A 4,674-nucleotide genomic window follows, 5' to 3' on the forward strand; every position below is an offset into this window, starting at 1 on the left:
CACTCCACCCATGTCCTTTGCCGCCCTGGCCCTGTCGCCCGCCCTGCTCAATGCCCTGAGCGCCCATGGCCTGGAGACGCCCACGCCCATCCAGCGTGACGCCATCCCGCCCATGCTGGCCGGCCGCGACGTGCTGGCCTGCGCCCAGACCGGATCGGGCAAGACCGTGGCCTACGCCCTGCCCCTGCTGCAGCAATGGCTGGGCAGCCAGCGCAGCTCGCCCCGGCGCCTGCAAGGCCTGGTGCTGGTGCCCACGCGCGAACTGGCCGACCAGGTGGGCGAGACGCTGAGCGGCCTTGCCGAAGGCTGGATGTCCGCGCCCAAGGTGGCCGTGGTCTACGGCGGGGTGTCCATCAACCCGCAGATGATGGCCCTGCGTGGCGGTGCCGACATCGTGGTCGCGACACCCGGTCGCCTGCTGGACCTGGTCGAGCACAACGCCCTGCACCTGCACACCACGCAGACCCTGGTGCTGGACGAGGCCGACCGCCTGCTGGACCTGGGCTTTGCCGAAGAACTGCAGCGCATCCTGGCCCTGCTGCCGGCGCGCCGCCAGAACCTGCTGTGCTCGGCCACCTTCCCGCCCGCGGTGGACGAGATGGCGGCGCACATCCTGCACAAGCCGGTGCGCGTCGAGGTGCCTGCCGAGCCCGAAAGCCGGCCCGACATCACCCAGCACGCCATCGAGGTCGACGCCGACCGGCGCACCATGCTGCTCAAGCACCTGATCGAAACCCGCCACGCCGAAGACCGCGTGCTGGTGTTCGCGGCCACCAAATACGCCACCGAGCTCGTGGCACACAAGCTGCACCGCGCCGGCCTGCACGCGGCCGCCTTCCACGGCGAACTGAGCCAGGGCACGCGCCGCGCCACCCTGGCCGCCTTCAAGGCCAGCGAACTGCAGGTGGTGGTGGCCACCGACGTGGCCGCCCGCGGCATCGACATCGCCCGCCTGCCCGTGGTGGTGAACTACGACCTGCCCCGCTCCCCCGCCGACCACGTGCACCGCATTGGCCGCACCGGGCGCGCCGGTGAAAGCGGCATCGCCTACAGCTTCATCACGCCCGAGATGGAAGGCCACTTCCGCCTGATCGAAAAGCGCCAGGGCCAGCGCGTACCCCGCGAGCAGATCGAGGGCTTCGAGCCCAGCCCCAGGGCACAGGCTGCGGCGCCCGGTGACGCCGAAGTGGGCGAACACGTCGAGGCACACGCAGGCGAGCAAAAGGGCGTGCACGTGCCCGGCACCGGCGGCATCAAAGGCCACCGCAAGAGCAAAAAAGACAAGCTGCGCGAGGCCGCGGCCCTGCAGGCCGAGCAAACCGCCGCCCAGACCCTGCGGAAAAACCCCGGCAAATGAGGTTTGGGCGCCCGCGCCCCCGGATTTCTCCCTTACCGAAAGCGCGCAAACGGCGCACCATGGGGCCTCAGCCAGGAGGCCGCCATGCCCACACCCAGCCCGCACACCCCGCCCCCGTCGCTCAGCGGCCGCGTGATCGGTGAACCCGCGTGTGAGGCGCAGCGCGCCGCCCTGCCCTTTCGGCAGCTGCTGTACCGCTACTGGTTCTTCGGCTGGCTCTTTCGCGACGTGAACCGGCCCAGCCTCTTCGAGCGCGCCGCCGCCTGGCGTCACAACCAGGAGCAGACCCGCTGGCTGCCCACCTACCTTCGCCGCTGGGCCGTGTACTCGGCGCTTTGCCTGGCCCTGGCCGTGGTGGTCGAGCACGGCCTGCGCGCGCAGGCCTTCTCGGCGGTGTTCTACGTGCAGGCCATCCTGGGCATCGCCATCAACGCTGTGACCTCGGTGCTGCTGCTGGGCCTGCGGCACCTGCCCGCGCCCTTCTGATCCCGGGGGGCTGCAAGGCGCCGTCGACTCGGGCACACTGCGCGGCATCGCAGGCGTGCGCCTGCCGACACGGAGCCGCCCATGAGTGCCCTGTTCTCGCCCTTTCAGATCGGCGACCTGACCCTGCCCAACCGCATCGTCATCGCGCCCATGTGCCAGTACTCGGCCGAAGGCGGCAACGCCACCGACTGGCACCTCATCCACCTTGGCCAGCTGGCCCTCTCGGGCGCCGGCCTGCTGGTGATCGAGGCCACGGCCGTCTCGCCCGAAGGCCGCATCTCGCCCTTCGACCTCGGCCTGTGGTCGGACGAAAACGAAGCCGCGCTCAAACGGGTGCTCGATGGCGTGCGGGCCTGGTCCAGCATGCCGATCGCGGTGCAGCTGGCCCATGCCGGGCGCAAGGGCGCCTGCAACAAGCCCTGGCTGGGTGGCGGCCAACTTCCCGTCAGCGAAGGGGGCTGGGTGAACGTGGCGCCCTCGGCCCTGCCCTTCAACGAAGGCGAACTGCCCCCTGAAGCCCTGGACGATGCCGGCCTGGCCCGCGTCCAGCAGGCCTTTGTGGACGCGGCCCTGCGCTCGGTGCGGCTGGGCCTGGACCTGATCGAGCTGCACTCGGCCCACGGCTACCTGCTGCACCAGTTCCTCTCGCCGCTGAGCAACCGGCGCACCGACGCCTACGGCGGCTCGCTGGCCAACCGCCTGCGCTTCCCGCTGCAGGTGTTCGACGCCGTGAAGGCCGCCGTGCCTGCGGGCTACCCGGTGGGCGTGCGCCTCTCGGCCACCGACTGGGTGGACGGCGGCTGGGACCTGGAAGACAGCGTGGCCTACGCCCAGGCCCTGGAGGCCCGCGGCGCGGCCTACCTGCACGTGAGCACCGCCGGTCTGGACGCCCGCCAGCAGATCCCGCTGAGCGAGGGCTACCAGCTGCCCTTTGCCCAACGCATCAAGGCCGAGGTGAAGACGCCCGTGATCGGCGTGGGCCTGATCACCCGCCCGGCCCATGCCGAGCAGACCGTGGCCCAGGGCGAGGTCGACCTCGTGGGCGTGGCCCGTGCGATGCTGTTCGAGCCGCACTGGCCCTGGCGCGCCGCCGCCGAACTGGGCGCCCAGGTGCAGGTGCCGCCGCAGTACCTGCGCTCGCAGCCGCACGCGTTCAAGACCCTGCTGACGCCCATGAAGCCCCACGCGGCCAAGGGCTGAGCACCCTCCGCCTACAATGCATGCTTCCTTCGTCACGCATCCGTGCGTGACGAAGGGAAAGCGTTCTCAGGGCGGGGCGGAATTCCCCACCGGCGGTAGGAGGCCTCGGCCTCGAGCCCGCGAGCGCCTGCCAGGCCCCGTGCCCGGCAGGGTCAGCAGACCTGGTCAAAGTCCAGGGCCGACGGTCACAGTCCGGATGAAAGAGAGCGCGAACACAGCACGCTGGGGCGCCGCTTGGCCGCGCCATGGCGTGATGCGCTCGTGCGCCCTGATTTTTGGATCCGTCCTTGTCGACACGTGCCATGAATCAGTCTGATCTGTCTCCTTCCCTCGCCGCGCAGGCCGAAGCCGCCGCGCTCCCCCAACGTCCCCGTGTGGCCTTCATCCAGGCCAGCTGGCATGCCGACATCGTGGGCCGCGCCCGCGAAGGCTTCCTGGCCGAACTGGTGAAACAGGGCTGCAGCACCGATGCCGTCGAGGTCATCTCGGTGCCCGGCGCCTTCGAAATCCCGCTGCACGCCAAGGTGCTGGCGCAATCGGGCCAATATGACGCCATCGTCGCGGCCGGCCTGGTGGTCGATGGCGGCATCTACCGCCACGACTTCGTGGCCACGGCGGTCATCAACGGCCTGATGCAGGTCGGCCTGGACACCGGCGTGCCCGTGCTGTCGGTGGTGCTCACGCCCCACCATTTCCACGACCACGCCGAACACCAGCGCTACTTTGGCGAGCACTTCGTGGGCAAGGGCGCCGAAGCCGCCCGCGCTTGCGTGCAGACCCTCCGCAGCCTGCAGGCCGCCTACGCGGTGGCCAACCAGGCCACCGTCTGACGGCCTGACACCGCCGGGCTTCAGGCCACGCCGTAAGCCCGGCTCCACACGGCCAGCCCACGTGCCACCGCGGCACGCAGGTCGGCCTCCGACACCTCGGTGATCACACCCAGCAGGCGCTGCTCGGTGTGCTCGGCCTCGTACAGGGCCTTGAGGTGCAAGGCCGCGATCCAGGGGTCGGTCTGGGGCAGTTGCCCCCGCGCCATCGACTCCTGCAAAAAGCCGGCAACCAGCGTCCAGCCGCGCTTGGGGCCGTTCTCGTACAGCAGGCGACCCACCTCCGAGGCATCGCCCTCGTTCTCTGCCATGCGCCGCGTGGCCACCAGTTCCGGCCGCATCAGGGTCTGCAGGTAGTGCACACCCAGGTCTTCCAGCACGTCTTTCAGCGGGCGTTCGTGCGTCAGCAGCGCGAACGCGGCCTCGAAGGCATCGCGGCACACAAAGTCCATCACGGCCACGAACAGCACCTCCTTCGAGGGGAAGTAGTTGTAGAGCGTGGCCTTGGAGCCGCCCACACGCAGGGCGATCTCCGACATCGAGGTCTTCTCGTACCCGACGCTCTGAAACGCCTTTGCCGCCTCCTGGAGGATGAGCTGACGGCGGGCTTCGGTCTTGAGTCGCATGGGGCAAGTCTCCTTCGTCGCGTGGGGTCGCGGCGTGTGGTTCTGCTCATTTCTGAACTGGTGAGTTCAATTTTGCTTGACAGCCAGGGTGGCGTCAATCTATAAACTGAACTGTACGGTTTAGTTAAGGACCACGCGATGCGCCCCCACCCTCCCCTCCGCGCCGCCAGCCTCGGCG

The 4,674-nt window shown here is 69.6% G+C and carries 5 protein-coding genes and 1 riboswitch; of the genes, 4 read left to right on the forward strand and 1 reads right to left on the reverse strand.

The annotated features are described in order from the left end of the window. The 4 genes from QZ994_RS18785 to QZ994_RS18800 form a co-directional block, all read left to right on the forward strand. Positions 1-1,357: DEAD/DEAH box helicase (locus QZ994_RS18785; protein ID WP_367172350.1), on the forward strand; the 1,357-nt coding region annotated here is incomplete at its 5' end. An 84-nt stretch (positions 1,358-1,441) separates the two neighbouring features. Next, positions 1,442-1,843, forward strand: a complete 402-nt coding sequence (locus tag QZ994_RS18790; protein ID WP_290877287.1) for a hypothetical protein — start codon at positions 1,442-1,444, stop codon at positions 1,841-1,843. 81 nt (positions 1,844-1,924) lie between these two features. Next, entirely contained in the window at positions 1,925-3,043 is a 1,119-nt protein-coding gene (locus QZ994_RS18795) for an NADH:flavin oxidoreductase/NADH oxidase (protein ID WP_290877290.1), read from the forward strand. A gap of 58 nt (positions 3,044-3,101) precedes the next feature. Then, positions 3,102-3,255: riboswitch (FMN riboswitch) on the forward strand. A gap of 90 nt (positions 3,256-3,345) precedes the next feature. Beyond that, positions 3,346-3,873, forward strand: coding sequence for a 6,7-dimethyl-8-ribityllumazine synthase (locus QZ994_RS18800; protein WP_290877293.1), 528 nt, complete (start codon positions 3,346-3,348; stop codon positions 3,871-3,873). Between the two features lie 20 nt (positions 3,874-3,893). On the opposite strand, the gene QZ994_RS18805 is transcribed toward QZ994_RS18800, so the two are convergent. Continuing rightward, a complete protein-coding gene (locus QZ994_RS18805) occupies positions 3,894-4,496 on the reverse strand; it encodes a TetR/AcrR family transcriptional regulator (RefSeq protein ID WP_290877296.1) in 603 nt (200 codons plus the stop codon). Between the last annotated feature and the right edge of the window lie 178 nt (positions 4,497-4,674).

The sequence above is a fragment of the Aquabacterium sp. genome (assembly GCF_021768455.1).
In the GTDB taxonomy this organism is placed as follows: domain Bacteria; phylum Pseudomonadota; class Gammaproteobacteria; order Burkholderiales; family Burkholderiaceae_C; genus Aquabacterium.